The sequence below is a fragment of the Halorubrum sp. GN12_10-3_MGM genome (assembly GCF_005435235.1).
Classification (GTDB): domain Archaea; phylum Halobacteriota; class Halobacteria; order Halobacteriales; family Haloferacaceae; genus Halorubrum; species Halorubrum ezzemoulense.
Genome location: NZ_SGUB01000003.1, coordinates 1 through 16,621 on the forward strand (window position 1 = coordinate 1; position 16,621 = coordinate 16,621).

21 protein-coding genes are annotated in these 16,621 nt (G+C 57.7%); 11 read left to right on the plus strand and 10 right to left on the minus strand.

Going from position 1 to position 16,621, the window contains the following annotated elements:
- The coding region (locus EXE47_RS03030) for a HAMP domain-containing sensor histidine kinase (protein WP_137707989.1) at positions 1-925 on the plus strand (925 nt) is incomplete at its 5' end.
- A gap of 109 nt (positions 926-1,034) precedes the next feature.
- On the opposite strand, the gene EXE47_RS03035 is transcribed toward EXE47_RS03030, so the two are convergent.
- From EXE47_RS03035 to EXE47_RS03045, 3 genes are all read right to left on the minus strand, one after another.
- Positions 1,035-1,640, minus strand: coding sequence for a site-specific integrase (locus tag EXE47_RS03035; RefSeq protein WP_137707990.1), 606 nt, complete (start codon positions 1,638-1,640; stop codon positions 1,035-1,037).
- Between the two features lie 111 nt (positions 1,641-1,751).
- Positions 1,752-1,952 carry a type II toxin-antitoxin system HicA family toxin gene (locus EXE47_RS03040; protein ID WP_137693172.1) on the minus strand — a complete coding sequence of 67 codons (201 nt, stop codon included), beginning with the start codon at positions 1,950-1,952 and terminating at the stop codon, positions 1,752-1,754.
- 54 nt (positions 1,953-2,006) lie between these two features.
- A complete protein-coding gene (locus tag EXE47_RS03045) occupies positions 2,007-2,270 on the minus strand; it encodes a type II toxin-antitoxin system HicB family antitoxin (RefSeq protein WP_137693173.1) in 264 nt (87 codons plus the stop codon).
- Positions 2,271-2,382: 112 nt separating this feature from the next.
- Between EXE47_RS03045 and EXE47_RS03050 the strand changes: the two genes are divergently transcribed.
- The 4 genes from EXE47_RS03050 to EXE47_RS03065 all read left to right on the plus strand — a co-directional run bounded on the left by EXE47_RS03050 (position 2,383) and on the right by EXE47_RS03065 (position 5,501).
- Complete coding sequence (locus EXE47_RS03050; RefSeq protein WP_137707991.1) at positions 2,383-3,417, plus strand: Cdc6/Cdc18 family protein; 1,035 nt, start codon at positions 2,383-2,385, stop codon at positions 3,415-3,417.
- Between the two features lie 184 nt (positions 3,418-3,601).
- A complete protein-coding gene (locus tag EXE47_RS03055) occupies positions 3,602-4,141 on the plus strand; it encodes a cupin domain-containing protein (protein ID WP_137707992.1) in 540 nt (179 codons plus the stop codon).
- Between the two features lie 248 nt (positions 4,142-4,389).
- Positions 4,390-4,707 carry a hypothetical protein gene (locus EXE47_RS03060; RefSeq protein ID WP_137707993.1) on the plus strand — a complete coding sequence of 106 codons (318 nt, stop codon included), beginning with the start codon at positions 4,390-4,392 and terminating at the stop codon, positions 4,705-4,707.
- Positions 4,707-5,501, plus strand: a complete 795-nt coding sequence (locus EXE47_RS03065; protein ID WP_137707994.1) for a DNA adenine methylase — start codon at positions 4,707-4,709, stop codon at positions 5,499-5,501. The genes EXE47_RS03060 and EXE47_RS03065 overlap by 1 nt, the downstream gene beginning before the upstream one ends.
- Positions 5,502-6,090: 589 nt before the next feature.
- On the opposite strand, the gene EXE47_RS03075 is transcribed toward EXE47_RS03065, so the two are convergent.
- The 5 genes from EXE47_RS03075 to EXE47_RS03095 all read right to left on the minus strand — a co-directional run bounded on the left by EXE47_RS03075 (position 6,091) and on the right by EXE47_RS03095 (position 11,810).
- Positions 6,091-8,250: a response regulator gene (locus EXE47_RS03075; RefSeq protein ID WP_137707995.1), complete on the minus strand. Its 2,160-nt coding sequence runs from the start codon at positions 8,248-8,250 to the stop codon at positions 6,091-6,093.
- A gap of 220 nt (positions 8,251-8,470) precedes the next feature.
- The gene (locus EXE47_RS03080) at positions 8,471-9,169 is read right to left on the minus strand and encodes a replication initiation negative regulator SeqA (RefSeq protein WP_137707996.1); all 699 of its coding nucleotides are present in this window, start codon (positions 9,167-9,169) and stop codon (positions 8,471-8,473) included.
- Positions 9,170-9,392: 223 nt separating this feature from the next.
- Entirely contained in the window at positions 9,393-10,019 is a 627-nt protein-coding gene (locus EXE47_RS03085; RefSeq protein WP_137707997.1) for a hypothetical protein, read from the minus strand.
- A gap of 2 nt (positions 10,020-10,021) precedes the next feature.
- A complete protein-coding gene (locus tag EXE47_RS03090) occupies positions 10,022-10,711 on the minus strand; it encodes a hypothetical protein (RefSeq protein WP_137707998.1) in 690 nt (229 codons plus the stop codon).
- Positions 10,712-10,787: 76 nt separating this feature from the next.
- The gene (locus EXE47_RS03095) at positions 10,788-11,810 is read right to left on the minus strand and encodes a hypothetical protein (protein ID WP_137707999.1); all 1,023 of its coding nucleotides are present in this window, start codon (positions 11,808-11,810) and stop codon (positions 10,788-10,790) included.
- A gap of 123 nt (positions 11,811-11,933) precedes the next feature.
- Here EXE47_RS03095 and EXE47_RS03100 point away from each other — a divergent pair, with 123 nt between their 5' ends.
- Positions 11,934-12,137 carry a ribbon-helix-helix domain-containing protein gene (locus EXE47_RS03100; RefSeq protein WP_137708000.1) on the plus strand — a complete coding sequence of 68 codons (204 nt, stop codon included), beginning with the start codon at positions 11,934-11,936 and terminating at the stop codon, positions 12,135-12,137.
- A 58-nt stretch (positions 12,138-12,195) separates the two neighbouring features.
- On the opposite strand, the gene EXE47_RS03105 is transcribed toward EXE47_RS03100, so the two are convergent.
- The gene (locus tag EXE47_RS03105) at positions 12,196-12,462 is read right to left on the minus strand and encodes a hypothetical protein (protein ID WP_137708001.1); all 267 of its coding nucleotides are present in this window, start codon (positions 12,460-12,462) and stop codon (positions 12,196-12,198) included.
- Between the two features lie 249 nt (positions 12,463-12,711).
- Between EXE47_RS03105 and EXE47_RS03110 the strand changes: the two genes are divergently transcribed.
- The 5 genes from EXE47_RS03110 (at position 12,712) to EXE47_RS03130 (ending at position 16,108) form a co-directional block, all read left to right on the plus strand.
- The gene (locus tag EXE47_RS03110) at positions 12,712-12,891 is read left to right on the plus strand and encodes a hypothetical protein (protein ID WP_137708002.1); all 180 of its coding nucleotides are present in this window, start codon (positions 12,712-12,714) and stop codon (positions 12,889-12,891) included.
- A gap of 134 nt (positions 12,892-13,025) precedes the next feature.
- Positions 13,026-13,478, plus strand: coding sequence for a helix-turn-helix transcriptional regulator (locus EXE47_RS03115; protein WP_241997550.1), 453 nt, complete (start codon positions 13,026-13,028; stop codon positions 13,476-13,478).
- A complete protein-coding gene (locus EXE47_RS03120; protein ID WP_137708003.1) occupies positions 13,475-14,218 on the plus strand; it encodes a hypothetical protein in 744 nt (247 codons plus the stop codon). Before EXE47_RS03115 ends, EXE47_RS03120 begins: the two co-directional genes overlap by 4 nt.
- Complete coding sequence (locus tag EXE47_RS03125) at positions 14,215-15,291, plus strand: tyrosine-type recombinase/integrase (RefSeq protein WP_137708004.1); 1,077 nt, start codon at positions 14,215-14,217, stop codon at positions 15,289-15,291. Before EXE47_RS03120 ends, EXE47_RS03125 begins: the two co-directional genes overlap by 4 nt.
- 187 nt (positions 15,292-15,478) lie before the next feature.
- On the plus strand, positions 15,479-16,108 hold the full coding sequence (locus tag EXE47_RS03130; protein WP_049929946.1) for a glycosyltransferase family 2 protein: 630 nt from the start codon (positions 15,479-15,481) through the stop codon (positions 16,106-16,108).
- A gap of 216 nt (positions 16,109-16,324) precedes the next feature.
- Here EXE47_RS03130 and EXE47_RS03135 read toward each other — a convergent pair whose 3' ends face one another.
- Positions 16,325-16,525, minus strand: a complete 201-nt coding sequence (locus tag EXE47_RS03135) for a hypothetical protein (RefSeq protein ID WP_049929948.1) — start codon at positions 16,523-16,525, stop codon at positions 16,325-16,327.
- Positions 16,526-16,621: the final 96 nt, after the last annotated feature.

Sequence of the window (16,621 nt, forward strand, 5' to 3'; positions counted from 1 at the left end):
CGAGTACGTGTATATGAATCAATATCATCGGGACCTGTTTGACATTGCTGACGATACCGACATCGCCGGAAAACGGGCAGCAGATTTACACTCGGCGGAAGTGGCTGAGAAATTTCAGCAGAACGACCAAAGAGTGTATGAGACGAGAGAACAGGTCGAGATCGAAGAGGTCATTCAGACCGACGACGGTCGTCAATACTTTCTCACCCGGATTGTCCCACTGTTTGACAATGGCTCTGTATATGCCACCTGTGGCATCGCCACCAACATTACTGAGCAGAAAGAGTACGAAGAAAAATTACAACGACAGAACGAGCGTTTGAAAGAGTTCGCCAGCATCGTCAGCCACGATTTACGGAACCCACTCCACGTGGCCGAAGGACGGTTGGAACTGATTCGGGATGAGTGTGCGAGTGACCATATCGACGGCGTAGCACAGGCACTTGACCGGATGGACGCGCTTATTGAGGACTTGTTGACACTGGCACGAGAAGGTAGCCGAGTTGATGAGATCGAACAGATTGGACTTGCGAACGTAGCTAAGAACAGTTGGCAAACTGTGAAGACGCGACAAGCAACACTCGACATCGACGCAACACAGGTCATCGAAGCCGACCAGAGTCGGATCCAGCAATTGTTCGAAAATCTCTACCAAAACGCCATAGCACATGGCGGAAACGACGTGACAGTGTCCGTTGGTGTGATAGAAGACGGCTTCTACGTGGCAGATACCGGCCCCGGAATCCCCGAGCCTGACCGTGAGAACGTATTCGAGGCGGGATACTCGACAAATGAGGACGGGACCGGGTTCGGCCTGCGGATTGTCAAACAAATCACCGACGCGCACGGGTGGGAGATCATCGTGACTGAGAGCAAAGGGGGCGGGGCCCGCTTCGAAATTACCGGTGTCGAAAAGGGTGCGTGACCGATACGCGCGCTGTATTCAGCAGGACTACTAGAACCTGTCAGCGGTTGAGGAATTTAGCTTAGTCTGTTCTCAGATTGACTCTAGCCGGCTCATAGAAATTCTGAGGCTACTCAAATCCAGCCTGCTCGAATGCTTTGTTTACTACCTCAGCGGTCGGCGCGTTCAGGTATGGCTCAATTGCCTGGAACGAGTCCCACCCGCCGACGGTCATGACGACGCGCGGGTTCATCTGTCGGTCCACCAGAAGCCGCTGCGCAAACCGGCGCCGGAGATCGTGGCTCGACACGTGGCGGAAGTCCTCGTCACCGGTCGCCTCGGCCGCACCCTCGGCCGTGCGTTTGACCACCGCTCGGACGCCGCTCTCGGAGAGGTCGACGATCGGCTCGTGGCGACCGACGTCCTCCGACCGGACGTATCGGTGGATGTCGCCCTCGACGTCCCGCGGGAGGTAGGCGTCGCGAGGCTTCCCGCCGCTCCCGGTCGTGTCCTTCCCCTCGGGCACGCGGAGCCGGAAGTGGTCGCCGTCGGGAGTCCGCTTCACGTGCTTCGGCGTGACTTGCGGAATCTCGAATGCGCGGAGCCCGACGAACCCGCCGAGCTGTATCACGAGGTCGTCGCGGTGGCCCCCGGCGGCGCGGCGGAGCTCCTCGAGGTCGTCGTCCGTGAGCCAGCACTTGTACTGGTCCTCCTTGTTGGTCGCCTCTAATCGCATACGAACTTCCAAAAGAAGATAGCACTTAGTACGGCAGAACCGACGAGGTCCTCGGCGTGATCGGGGCGAAAACAGGGGGTTCGTTGACGACTTCTTTCACAAGTCGGCAGGTCACCGATGCTCGTCGATCCACTCGCACCACGCCTCGAAGTCGTCGGCACCGCACTGGTCGGCGATCGACCGGTACGCATCTTGAGAGATCTGGTCGCTGTCGGTGAGCGGAACACTCACGACGCGGACCTCGTCGGTCTTGGTGTGGTCGTACCGGAGCTCCACGTGACTCCTCTCGCGTCCAACTGGTCGGTACCCCATCGTAGTGCCTTCACAATCTCTCGGCCGTCAAAACTCGCATAGACCATTCCGGAGCTACTCCCACGGCGGCTCGCCAGCGTCGTCGACCTCATCCGGGTCGACGCCGATCTCCTCGAGGAACGCCTCCTCGTCGTCGATCGGCTCGCCGCCGCCCTCGTGGAGTTCGATCGCCTCCGCGAGCATCCGGAGGGCTTCCGCCTTCGTATCGCCGAAGGAGGCGACACCGGTCTCGATGTCCTTCGCGGTAATCGAGCCGTCGTCCTCGTGGATGAATTTGACGCCTTCTCCGTCGCGGGCGTCGCGTGTCTCACTCGCCATACTCGCCTTTCGCGGACACCTCGAATAAGCGCTCTGTCGATACGGACCCATCCGGAACCATCCGGAACACCCTGCCGTCGGCTTATATACCCACGCCGTGACCGGGTAAGACGTGATACGCGACGGAACGGTGTTCGACGACGATCACCTCCCCTCCACCATCGTTGGCCGGAATCGGCACATGAACGAGGTAACGGACGCGCTCGCACCGATTCAAGAGGACGTCCGTGCCGAGAACTGCTTCCTGTTCGGCCCCTCCGGCGTCGGGAAGACGACGGTCGCGAAGGCCGCCGTTCGCGAGCTCCGGCAGGAAGTCCTCGAAGTCCCCTACGCCTACGTGAACTGCTGGCAGGACTACACGCGGAACGCGGTCCTCGAACAGATCTCCCGCGACCTCGTCGGCGCCGCGCTCCCGCGGTCCGCTTCGACGGGGCAACTCATCGACCGCATCACAGCCGACCTCGACGGGCCCGGGGTGGTCATTCTCGACGAGGTCGACCAGCTGCGCGAGAACAAGGTCCTCTACGACCTCCACGAGATTCGCGGGATTTCGTGGATCGGCATCGCGAACCGCGAGGTCGACCTCCTCGCGGACCTCGACGAGCGAGTCACCTCCCGTATCAGCGTCGCCTACCGCGTGAACTTCGATACCTACGGCGAGGACGCGATAACAGAGATCCTCTCTCGGCGGGCTCGCGAGGGGCTCGGCCCGAACGCCGTCGACGAGGACGTACTCCGGCGTATCGCGCGTCTCTCCGAAGGAGACGCGCGGCAGGCGATCGCGGGCCTGCGGGTCGCGGCGCGGATGGCCTCCCGCGAGGGACTGTCCGCGATCCCGGGGCGGCTCATCGAGGATGCGGTCGCCGACGCAGAGCGGGAGGTTCGACAGAAGACTATCTCGAAACTGAACACGCACCAGCGGGCGCTGTACGAGGTTCTCACCGAGGAGGACGGCCTCATCCAGAAGGAGCTGTACGCACAGTACGAGGAAGCGCACGAAGACCCTGTGACGCTGCGGTCCCTCCGGGATAACCACCTACCGAAGCTGGAGCACTACAACCTCGTCGACGTCGAGTGGGATCGCGGGTCGAAGCGGTACAGTCTCGTCGGCGCCGAGCATTCGGAACAAATCTCCAAACAGATCTGACGCAAAGACAGATCTCGATTCACAGCCGGATCGACTCCCTTGAGCCGCCCAATACCGGATCGGATGGACCTTCTGTGGACATCAAATGAATTCAGCAGAATACAAACCACCTCTCGTTGACAGCCTCTATGAGGCTCCCTAATGGCATGAAAACAATCAAGTTCGTGCCTTTTGATATCGGTTCATGGGTCAGAAAAATGACTCGGATCTGACACCGGAAGACCTTGCTCATAAGCACCTCCCCGAGCAGACGATGTACAAGGTTCAGACTCCGGAGGCTCACGAGGGAGACTCCGAGGGCGTTCGCCACTCTCCACTGATAATCAGGACTAACGAGTTTCGATTACTCTACTTCGAGCTCGGACCGTCCGGAGAGATTGACTGGCATACGCACGTTCCTGGACTTGATGAGGTGAACCTGTGTCTTGAGGGACGAGCTAGATACACTCTTGAACGCGAGGACGGAAGTCACCAAACCTTAGAGATCGGCCCGATGGAGTTCGTCTACGTCCCTGGTGGGGCCCGGCACAAAATCGAAGCGATTGGCGGGCAGGCTCACAGGTCACTGTCGGCCGCCAGATTCGATACGGCCGCGAGACTAGAAAATCTCGAAGACGTTTCAGAGGAGTCGGACACTGACGGTTCTGAGTGGGAAGACGCGCTCTTCGTGGACCGGAAACGCGACGAGGTAGTGGCCAAAGACGATACCCTCGTCTCGGAATAGCCGACGACATCGCTCGCTGTTCGCCGGTCGCCGCCACCGGACTCGTCGCTGAACCAACGACCTCTTTGGCTGAACACGCACACCGTATTCGGGGTCTACAGAATCGAGTATCGTAGGAGGATCAGAGGCCATCCAGAACCCCATTCAGAACACGTGGAACCGGGGGACTGCTCCGGTTTCAGGGTCCTCCGGAAGCCTCCGGAACCCCACGGGTCAGCCTAAACCACGGCCGACGACCAGCGCTTGGTATGGCCTCGAAGCAACCGGTCCACGGCGGTAGCGCGCAGACGAAAGAGTTCGACATCAGTCTCGTCGACGAGAGGATTCGCGGTCGGAGCCCGGATTACGCCCGGGCTGTCGCCAGCGTCGACGCGAACCACACGCTCCGCGTCGAGATCGAAGCGGCGAACGAACTGAACTGGGAGTTCGACGCGCGGATCGCTAACGGCTCGCTGGAGATCCTCCGCGCGTTCAACGACGGCAACGACGTTCCCGACGACGTGATTCCAAACTGGGTCAAACGCGTCGCCGACGTCGTCGGCGAGCGCCTGGAAGGGGATCGGTGATGGCGGACGCCGTCTTCCCCTACCCCGGCGGGAAGAGCCGCTTCGCGTCGTGGATCCTCGATCAGGTTCCCGAGCACACCTGCTTCGTGGAAGTGTTCGGGGGCGCCGCCGGCGTGCTCGCGAACAAGGACCCGGAGACGAGCGACGTCGAGGTGTACAACGATCGCGACGGCGACCTCGTCCAGTTCTTCGAGGTCCTTCGCGACCGCTCGGAGGAGCTGGTCGCGTGGCTTGACCGAACGCCGTACTCGCGCGAGCTCTACGACGAGTGGGCGCACAAGTTCCTCAACGGCTACCGGCCGAGCGACCCGATCGAGCGCGCCGGGCAGTTCTTCTACCTCCGGTGCACGCAGTGGGGCGGGAAGTACGACGGGCCGGCCGGGTTCGGGACCTCGAAGGTGTCGAGTCGGGCGCTGTCGTACGCGAACAAGGTCGACCGCCTCGACGAGTTCGCCGAGCGGTTCGGGGACGTGGTCGTCGAGAACCTCGACTGGGCCGACGTCTTCGAGAAATACGACAGCGAGGACACGGTGTTCTACTGCGATCCGCCGTACGTCGGCTACGAGGACTACTACCTCGTGAACACGATCGACCACGAGGCGCTCGTCGACGGGCTCGCGGGACTGGAAGGCGACTGGATCTGCTCGTACGAGGACCTGCCGGGGACGTTCGAGGACGTGTACGTGCTCGACCGCGACGAGAAGCGGTTCATCAGCAACGGGAAGCGTGGGGAAGCGAAGGATGCGAAAGAGCGGTTGGTGATGAACTTTGAGCCGGAGGCTAGATCACAGTAAGCGGATGAACACCGGCTAGACTCAGAGCACTGGCATTCGTAGAGCAGGACTAAACAAGATTCTCCGGATTCTCGTGTTTGTTTTTCACTCTAGTAGGACGTATATAGCCGTCATGGCGGATATCGGATACAGGGGCTCTATTGAAATCCTCAGCAAGTGATATGTTCTGACCTGGTTGCTGTCAAGACAGTAGCCTCACTCCACAAGGCTAATACCGAATACACGTATGCTCCACATATGGCTGGCGAGCAGACGGTGCTCCTTGCACATCTCCGTTCAATCCGCACAGCACTCGTCGCTGTAGCGGTATCGGTTCTTGCAACAGGGCTAATCATTCGAGAAGAACCATTGGCATTCCCTCTCTTCATTGCCAGTCTACTTGTCTGTGCTTACGCCTTCGTGCCGCCACTCGTTCGCGGGAGATAGATACGCAGCTCACGTCAACCGGCTGTTTCAGGTGAGAATATATCACTTCTTGAGGACTTTAACAAAGCCGATAGGTATATAATACAGCGAAGCACGTCGGCCCCATTAAAATTCTCAATCTCTGATATGTCACTAGAGCCGTGCTGAATCTAGAATTCTACCGTCACTTACTCTTTTCAACGTCGGTGATTTCGAATCGGGCCCCGCCCAGTTCGCTTTCAGTCGTGGTTATTTCCCACCCATGCGCGACACAAACCTGTTTGACGATTCGCAGGCCAAATCCAGTCCCCTCGCCGGCAGCCGAGTATCCTGCCTCGAACACTTTTTCACGATCAGATTTAGCGATGCCTGATCCCGTGTCTGCCACATAGAACCCGCCGTCCATCTCGCCAACAGAGACTGTCACCTCGTCGCCGCCGTGTTGGATAGCGTTCCGGTAGAGGTTTTCGAACAGCTGTCGGAGGCGGCTCCGGTCGGCCTCAAAGACACATGATGTATCAGTTTCGAGGGTTGCCTGTTCCGTATTTGTGGTTTGCCAACTGTTCGTGGCTGCGTTTGTAAGTTCGACCTCTTCGATCTCGTTGACTTGCTCACCCTCTCGTGCCAGTGTCAGCAGGTCTTCGATCAGCGCGTCCATCCGGTCAAGTGCCCGTGAAAGATCATCGATGTGGTCACTCTCACACTCGTGTTCGAGTAGTTCCAACCGTCCGTCGGCCACTTGGAGTGGACTCCGCAAATCGTGGCTGACGATGCTGGTGAACTCCTCTAACTGCTCGTTTTGTCTCTCAAGCTCTCGCCTACGCTCAATTTGCTCCGTCACGTTCTGTGTTAGTGCCAGTCCGTAGTTAGTTGGTTCATCGCTGATTTCAACAGGCACTACTCGGTTCCGATAGATGTCCTCTCCGAGCGTCTGCGTGAACGTGTTGCTGTTTCCATTCAGCGCCTCGGTGAAGTAGCGAGTGAGTTCTTCAGCGAGTTCGGTCGGAAAGACATCGTGTGGGGTTGCTGATTCAATCTCGTCAGGGGAGAGACCGACTTTACTGAGTTCCTTTCCACGAGCACGTTCATATTGTATATTCTCGTTGAACAGGAAGACCGCACCGTTCGGTATGTTCTCGGACAGCGTTTGGTACTGCTGTTTCAGCTCTAATATCTCTTGGACACGCTCTTTTTTCTCGGTAATGTCCTGAATTGCCCCGCGGACCCTGACTACCTCTCCATCCACTACCTGTGGCTGCCCACGTATGGACACCCACCGTGTCTCTCCGTCTGTAGGCTGAAGACGCAGCTCTAAATCGTATGATTCGACAGTTTTGCTTGGGCTTGTAAACGTTTCTTGAATTTTTTCTCGATCATCCGGGTGATACAATTCTAAAACAGCTTCGTCGTCTATGGGCACATCTTCCGGCTGATTATGTATTTCGTAGACCTGCCTGGTCCAACTGGTTTGATCTTCTTGGATATCGTACTCCCACGCGCCCACGCTGGCAAGATCCTGAGCTTTGCTGAACAGATCATTTTGTCGTTCTAACGTCTCCCGTTGTTGCTGCGCTTCGGAATCATCATAGAACGAGACGACCAGTTGGGTGATCTCACCGTCCAATTCGATTGGTGTGACTCTGCCCGGTCTAACAGCCTGGCCGTCTGGAAAATCAAGAGTGAGGGTATACTTAACAGGTTCACGACACTCAATGCACTTTCGATATGCTCCACAGACCTTCTTTCCATTTTTTGTACCGAGAACCTCACTTGGAGTGCTTCCGACGATATCTTCCCGGTCTCGGCCGATGAGTTCAATCGCTCGCGGGTTACATCGTTGATACCGGAACCCATCGGGTTCGACATCGACTAACAGGAGACCGGTTAGTGCGCCCTCAAATACGGTGACATACTCTTCTTTCGTTTCACGGAGTTGGATTTTAGACCGGTACTGTGAGACAGCGTTCTGGATGCGGTTGGCGAGTAGTTCGTACTGTTCGGACCCGGACTGTTTTTGAATGTAATCAGTCGCATCTGCCCTGAGCGCCTCACTCGCGACATCCTCGCTACCCTTACCGGTGAACAGAATAAACGGAAGGTCGGGGTACTCTTCACGGAGTGCGCAAAGGAACTCAATCCCATCCGTGTCAGGCATGTTGTAATCCGAGACCACACAGTCGGGCGGCCGGTCACTGATTCGTTCCAGTCCTTCGTCGGGGTTGATTGCTGTTTCGACGGTGAATCGATCGTTCTCGCGTTCGAGAAACGTTTTGGTCAGGTCAGCGAAGTCCCGATTGTCATCAACATGGAGAATACGAACCACCTGTTGTGGGGCGGATGACATAGTATACTACATGTTAACTATAAATAAAAAAGACGCGCCGAGGCAAAGACTTGAACTTGCTCTCATGGGTGGCCGGACGAGTGGTCCAGAGTAGATTGATTAAAATAAGGACCCCTGTTGCTGATTACACACTCTCGATCTGTCAGGTTGAGGCTGTCAATAGTGAAGAGTTTCGGCAGAGCCAGTAGTTCTACTGGTCGAGAACGAGCGTAGAAACCGCTTAGCTGGTCTCTCGAGTAAATACCTCCAGTTCAGCCCTGTCGTACCCGTACTTCTCTAACACCTGCTCGATCCTCCGAACGCAGTCGTTCGCGGAGGAGTTGGTCTCCACGTACAGATTGGTATCCGGAATCCACCGGGGCTTGAACAGGTCCGACTGCCGACCTTCCTCTACGAAATAGCTCCGCGTCCGGCCGTCGATCTCGGTGATGCGCTCCTGATCATCCACGTCGTGAAGGATTGTCGCGACACCCACAGTCAGCGCGTCCGCCCAGCTGTCCACGTCGTGCGTCTCGCCGAGGATCTTGATCACCGAGGGCGTCGTACCGGTGTAGTCGTTGACGTCGTCGGACTCGCTCGACGCCGACTCCGCGGTGAGGTCCTCGCGACTGATGTTCTGGAGGAGCATGTTGACCGTCTCGGCGAACTCTTGGTACGCGCCCTGGAGGAAGACGAACTTCTCGCTCTGTTTGTCGTAGGCGTACTTCTCGGCGACCGCATGGACGCCGCGCTCGGCGGTGGAAAGGGTCTTGTCGGGGTTCGGCGTCCACATGTCGAGCAGTTCGGTGTCGCGGTTGCCCCGGCTGTACTGGCGGAGGGTGTTCTCGATGTCGGTGGACTTGCCGAGCTTGATGTCCATGATTTTGAGCCCGGAGTATTCGAGGTGAGAAATCCGAATCGCGTAGACCACGTCGCTCATAGACAGGTCTTGTGAGAGTGGTCTCTTGAGGGTTTCCCGGTCATTTGAGCAAACACAGGCGAATCGCCCTGAATTCCGCCTGATTGATACGTCGCAGATAGGTTCGAGACTCTGTGTTTAACCGGCGCAATAGTACTAGTGTAGATATCCGTTTTATGAGGGAATTTCACCCCCCATAAGGTCACTCAAGCTTGGTCGACTGACAAACAGATAGCCTCTTTAGCTACGTGATTGCGACTTCTGTCAGTATGTTATCGCTCCTAGGCTCTATAACTTGGAACGGTTCCGCATGTCTCGCTTCGTGAGAGATGTCTTCTAGATACACACCAATTGAGATGTCATCTTTTCCTTTTCCTTTGATAGTTAATATGTCATCTTGAGAATCGTAGTTCTTTATTTTATCGTGTCTGTAGTCGATAAACATCCTAGTTCCCTCAGGATTGCTGAACTTGATACGATAGTTTTCTAAATGCTTCCCTGCCTGTATTTCCAACGGTAGAACACATTCATCGTCCTCAAATTCGGCAATATTTTTCTTTTTGCGAAAAGAATCGATTAATCCTGTGTGACCGTCTATTGGTTGATACTTACATTGTAATCCGAAGGGGCCTCTAAATTGGAAGTACCAACCTGCGGGTAAGATGAATATAAGAATAACAAGAAAAGGAGAGTTCAGAATCGGGGTCTCTATCGAGCCATAAATCGCTCCAACGAACGCAGAGCCCCAATATAAATTCGACTCACGATAGTCCTGTATAAACGCAGGTACTTTGTCGTAGTAGTGTGCCCAATCCAATGTAGCTGAAAAGACAAGGATCCCAACTATTATTGGAATTAAGACGGTTGACACAGTTAATTTTCGCTATGTGCTATGATCTCCCGCTCTAGTAATTGGATGATATATTCCGCGCCATCAGAGGGAGTTGACGGGATCTCAAACCTGCCCTTGTGATATTTAACAACAAGTGGCTCATCAGACTCTGGCGATGTGAATTTAGCCTTAGCTGAAAGGAGAAGATAATCCTCTAAATTATTACTGAATTCATACGTACCAATCTCACCAGTTTCACCTGTTTTTTTCCCCGCTGTTTTTATCTCATTGCGCAGGCTTTTTTCGCCATCTGGACCCCGGACTTTAGTGCTAATGACTTGGTCAGCCTGTTCAAAGAAACTCCAGAGGTACCGACGATCAATGGCTTTGATAGGCCTTACCTGAGCAGACTCGGAAACTACTGAGTTGATCTCGCTAAATACCTTGTCAGCCTCCATGTTACTCTGCTCTATCTCAATGAGAAAGAGCCCAGACGCTGCTCGGTATTCGTATGTACCGTTTGCTGTTGGAGAGAAGCCACGTCTTCCCTTCTGGTGGTAAACAAATTTACCACTAAGAGTAATCTGCTGAGCATATGGGTATTCCTCTACTATGGGGGATGTATGTCCTCTGTTGGCCGATTTTATTTCTAACCTGTCGGCCTTTTCAGACAAGGCTGGCGACCAGTATTTCTCTAGATCGTCTGCCTTGCCGATCCCACTAATGCTCATATGGATCCTTCGTGAGTGAGCCTTTGAACTACACCAACTACATACTTGCCCTTCTACCGGAAGTAGAATAACCGCATTATTCGAACTTAGAGAGACTATAGTCCGCTTTAGGGCCTCGAATAACACCATTGCGTTTCTGCTCGTATTCATCATAAAGCTCGTCTGGTTCCCGCATTGGCACGTACCCCTCGTCCTCGCATAGTTCAACGAGTTCTTCGAGGAATTCCTGAGGCGGGTACTGATCTTCAGGATCAAGTTTCACCCACTTCTCATAGAGCCTCAGTAACTCGGTGACAAATTGGACTGCCATTCCCATCTGGCGCAAGTCACTCAACTTTTCCATGTCTTCCCGAGATGCCTTGACGTGCGTCCATCCTTCAGAGTCAATCTCGGCAACAATGTACGTAGAGTCGAGGAAAAAGTCACCTTCTAAATTATCAATCTTGTTTCCATCAAGAATCGCTGTGATGAACGGTACCGATCGAACAACCTCTGACTCACCACCGACAGCAACTGTAGAGTCTGTAGCGGCACCCACAGTCTTACAGTCGGAGATACTATTGAGACGAAGATTGGAGCTGAGATCGTTCCCTAGGTGACTCTGATAAAGGAGCCACAGTAGGAAATCGAAGTGAAAGTCCACTTCTTCTATTCGAAGGTCACCAGCAAGCCCCCCACGAATGTCTTTTTGCTTGTCTATGATCGTGGATTTTCGGCCTTTGAACACCATGATGTCGTCATAATCCCAGAAAATATCAATAGTTCTATGCTTAGGCTGGAATGACTCATCGTGTTCTTCTCCACCCTCATCTACAGCAGGAACAGAGACCCACTTCTCAGAAACGTACTCATATGTTACCAAGTCTTCTGCCAGATTCGATAGACCTCCAGTTAGGTCTCCTGTCTCTTCGAAATGATCCGCTAGGTCGGTGCGACGGTAGCCTTCATCAGGTGAATTTGGCGCACCACCCCTGTAGAGCGTGAAGTCGTTATCTTCAAAGATAGATTCTGGATTGACATCTCCTTGGACTTCAGTAAAATACAGTCCATTGAATCGTAACCACCCGTCAAACTGGTATACAGCCTCGGGATTAACCATTTGATACTAATATATCATATTATTTGATATAAATTTATTGATCATCAAATGAGGTTCCAAACAATCTTGAAGGCGTATCTCCATGCTCAGATTTAAACCAGAAAACGCGACCAACGCATCTCGATGTGCGAATGGCATCCTCAAGATTGGCTGCTCGTAGCGGAAGCACTCACAGCGCACGCGGGAGATCCGCGAGAACTGGACGAGCGTGAAGCGCGGGCATGGGAACTTGTCGACGATATCGCGGACGAACAGGACCTACCAGTAACCGAGTTGATCGAGCAGATCGATGATGATTGGCCGCAATCAGAATCTGGTGAGCGGTAGAGCTACCAAGTGGCGGGACTGAAGCCGACGATCGGCACGTGAATATCAGGTTCAGTTTTCAGACGTCTTCCAGTTCGTCAGCGTCGATCTCGCCTGCGAGGTAGGCACGGCCACAGTCAGTGACTTTGTAATACCCCTTCCCCCTCTCAACGTGCTCTAGAAGCCCTTCGTCAACGAGTTCCTTACAGAGCCGTTTAGTAGTCCTGTAAGAGAATGTGACCTCCTCGTATACTTCCAGATTATCGTGAAGTGGCTTCGGAGGAAGCATTACCTGCCGGTCATTCAGGAACTTCAGAATTGTTCGTCTACGCTCCTCCTTCGGCATTGAGTCTCCATTCTGGCTCATGTGCGTTATTTCCTCCGAACGCCCCCAATTGGAACGATAAGTTTCCAATTATGTTATAACGTTCGTATTTGGCATATTGTAGGGACAATATTTATAATGGCAGAACCCACATCCTACGCTCACGGACCCACTCAGCCGTCGTCAACGACGGCCGTGCCTGAAAAGGACGCGGGCCGCGCTGCGCCAACAGCCGGCCCGTGTGGGGTTCCGTGCTACAGCACGCAACCCATGTACGCCGACACCACGCGGGGGCTTGAAACTCCCGTCCGAGACGCGGCATCGACACTGACTGACGAGTACCCGGCAGCGCTCGCGACGCTCGTCCGCGCCGACCGCGCGAGCCACGACGTCGCCCAGACCACGCTCCGCGAGTTCCGCGGCGAGGTGGACCTGTACCCCGACCGATGAGCGACGCGAGCGCCCCGTCCGGAACACCATCCCGAACCACGAAAACCCGGACACACCGCCGAGGTCGCGACCATCCGGAACCATTCGGAACCGGCCGGGACACACTAAACCGCGCATCGGGCCGACCCCGACGCATGGCGACCCACGACGCCGCGACCAGCACCGCACGCGACGACCGACCGATGCCGTCTGAAGCCACTTCCATGAGCGACGCCCACACCCAGTCGACCGACGAGCCGAACCGTGACGAGACGACCGACGACGAGCCCACCCGCGACGACACCGCTTGGTACGACCTGCTCGGGTTCCAGCGCGACCTCCTCCTCGTCGCCGCCGAGGTCGAAGGCGAGGAACTGCCGAAGGGCCTGACGCTGAAGGAGCGCCTCGAAGCGCGCTACTCCGGCCCGATCAACCACGGCCGCCTGTACAGCAACCTCGGCGACCTCGAAGACGAGAGCCTGATCGAGAGCGAACGGTTCGACGGCCGGACGAACGCCTACCGCGTCACCGACCGCGCTCGCGAGCTGCTCGCCGGGCGCCGCGACGCGATCGACGCCGCCCTCGACGCAGGGGGTGAGGAATCGTGAGTCCGAGCATCGAGGTCGAAGTGCGGCGCAATCGCCACGGGTCCGTGCTGGCGTACGCGGAGCGCGACCGGGCGGCCCGACTCCTCGCCGACCACCGGAGCGTGCTCCAGTCGCTCTACGCGCTTGTGGACCGCCGTCACGGCGCCGACGGCGAGACCGTCGCGCACCTCACCGTTCGCGAGGACAGTCGGGTCGTCGAGGAACTCGACCTTCGCGATCGGTTCCGGCGCGACCTCGACGCCGACCGCGCGATCTCGCTCGTCGAGGACCTCCGCTACCACGCCGGGGAGCGCGAACTCGTAACCGACGGCGGTATCGATCAGCCGGGGAGTACCGACGACGAACCCGAACGCGGTTTCGGCGGCAGAAAGGGAGGAACACGCAGGTGCGTGCCTCTGACACGGTGCGCCGATCACACCGAGAGATCCCAAGGGATAGATGCGGAAAAGTTTGCTGGAAACCGTCGGCTGGTTGCCGACGGCGGTCGCGACCGCGATGACGACCTCACCCGCATCGCGGACGCCCTCGAACTCCGGAACGCGCTCCTCCTCCAACTGGTTCAGGACCGGCGCCGGGACGCCGCGCGAAACGATCCGAACCCGGACCGCAGCGCGCCGTCGGACCGCGCGACCGCGACCGACGTGGTCGACGCGTACGGCGACCTCTACGGGGGATCGGTCGCCGGGTGGGAGTTCGACCCGGTGAGCGACCGTATCGAGGAAATGGGTGACGACCGATGAGCCGGAAGCCGTCTTCGCCGCCCGCGAACCCGTCGGACCTCTCGCCGCAGGAAGCGCGCGACCGGTTCCTCGAGAAGCGCTCGATGGAGAACTCCGACAAGACGATCCGGAGCTACGACAACCGCCTCACGCGCTGGGTTCACTGGTGCGAGGAGCGCGGCGTCGAGCGCGTCGGCGACCTCTCCGGCTGGCTGTTCGACGAGTACGAGCGCCACCTCCGCGCCGAGGACAACGCCCCGGCGACCGTGAAGGGAAAGATGACCGCCGTCTCGCAGGTCGTCCAGTACCTCGCGACGATCGAGGCCGTCGACGAGGACCTCCCGGAGAAGGTCCACGTCCCGAAGCTCACGCGGTCACAGGAGACGAGCGACACGATGCTCGACACCGAGGACGCGAAGCAGCTCCTCGAGTTCTACCGGAACGACCCGGCCCGCTTCGGCACCCCGCCGCACGCGGTCCTCGAAGTGTTCTGGAACACGGGCTGCCGGCTCGGCGCCGTCGTCGGCCTCGACCTCGGTGACTACGACCCGGAGAACGGGTACCTCGACTTCAACCACCGGCCGGAGTCCGGGACGCCCCTGAAGAACAACGAGGAGGGCGAGCGCGTCGTGCGCATCTCGGAGCCGGTCGTCGACGCCCTCGACACGTACATCGCCCGGGAGCGGTCGGACAAGCGCGACGAGCACGGCCGCGAGCCGCTGTTCGCGGGCCGACAGGGCCGCGTCACGGACACGACGATCCGCTCGTGGACCTATCAGGGGACACAGCCCTGCCTCTACATGAAGTGCCCACACGGGCGCCGTCGCCGGAGCTGTAAGTTCACGGAGCGCTCGCACGCCTCGAAGTGTCCCTCGTCGCGAGCGCCCCACCACATCCGGACGGGCTCGCTCACGTGGCACTGCGACCGCGGCCTCCCGATCGAAGTGATCAGCGAGCGCGTCGACGCTGACCCGGACACGATCAAGCGCTACTACGACAAGGCGGACCGGCATCGGAAAATGGCAGAACGCCGAGAGGAGTACACTGCGGACCTCGATATCGCCGGGATCGGCGATGAGGAGGACGATTCATGACAACGACACCGAACGCGGCCGTCTCAACGTACCGACATAGGGGTAATCGCGAGTTTGGTTCGTCCCTCCGGCCCCATACTCTTGCTTCAGAGGTCCCAATCGGCGGACTACAGTAGCTCGGTGAGTGCGTGCTTGGGAGCCGGCGTATACACGTTACATATAGGAGCAGGTGTTGGCAATATAGCTCATGGACGATGTCACCGTTGTCGTTCCGGCCTACGACGAGGCGGGTCGGATAGGGCCGGTCGTTCGTGATCTCGTCGACGAGTATGCCGTGCTGGTCGTGGACGACGGCTCGACGGACGCCACGGCGGCGGAGGCCGAGGACGCGGGAGCGGACGTCGTTCGACAGCCGGAGAACGCGGGCTATATCCGCGCGCTGAAACGCGGGTTCCGAGAGGCGACGTCCGAGATCGTCGTCACGTTCGACGCCGACGGCGAACACCGTCCCGAAGACGTCGACCGTCTCGTTCGACCGGTCAGAGACGGCAAGTTGGATCTGGTTCTCGGTGCCAGATCGACCATTCCGCGCCCCTCGGAACGGCTACTCAACGAACTGGCGCGGTTGAAGATCGACGTGCGGGACTCGGGTACGGGGTTCCGCGCGCTCCGTCGCGAACTGGCCGTGTCGCTCGATCTCGACACGGCCTGTACCTGTGGGACGTTCGTGTTAGAGGCGGCCGCCAACGGGGCGAGGATCGGAGAGGTTCCCGCAGAGACGCGCTCGATTCAGAAACCGCGCGGGATCGCTTGGAAACACGGCAGACAGCTCTTCCACGTGCTGCGGTACCTGATGCTTGCCCCACGTCGGTCGTAGGCGCTGGACGCAGTCGCGATACGTATCGGGGACGTTGTGTCTGGATCCCTACGCGTCGACGAACGGGTTCGAGAGCTTCTCGCCCCCCCCCCTTGTGGGCGCCGTGGTGCCTGTCCCCGACGGCGGATCGCGCTCACCGAGGCCGACGGGAGTGATCGGTCGAGACGGCTTCGACGGGTATCGACCGCGTCTCGCGAAGCGTCGGCAAAGTTCCGGTCAGCGGCGAGCCACGATCCGCCCGGCGAGCAAGCCGACGAGCGCGATCATGCCCGCCATCGCGAGGTAGATCGCCAGTCCGATCGCCTCGCCGTTCGCCCCGTTCAGGCCCGCCAGTCCTAGGAACACGACGGCGATGACGGCGTGAAGCGTGAACACGCCAGACGGGACGTTCGCGCCGAGATCGAATCCGAGGTCCATACCCTCGCTTCGGCCACCGTCGGAAAAAGTCGTCCGGTCGGACGCGCGCCATCGACGCGCTCGCCGCCGACGGGGCCGCCACACTAAAGCGACACC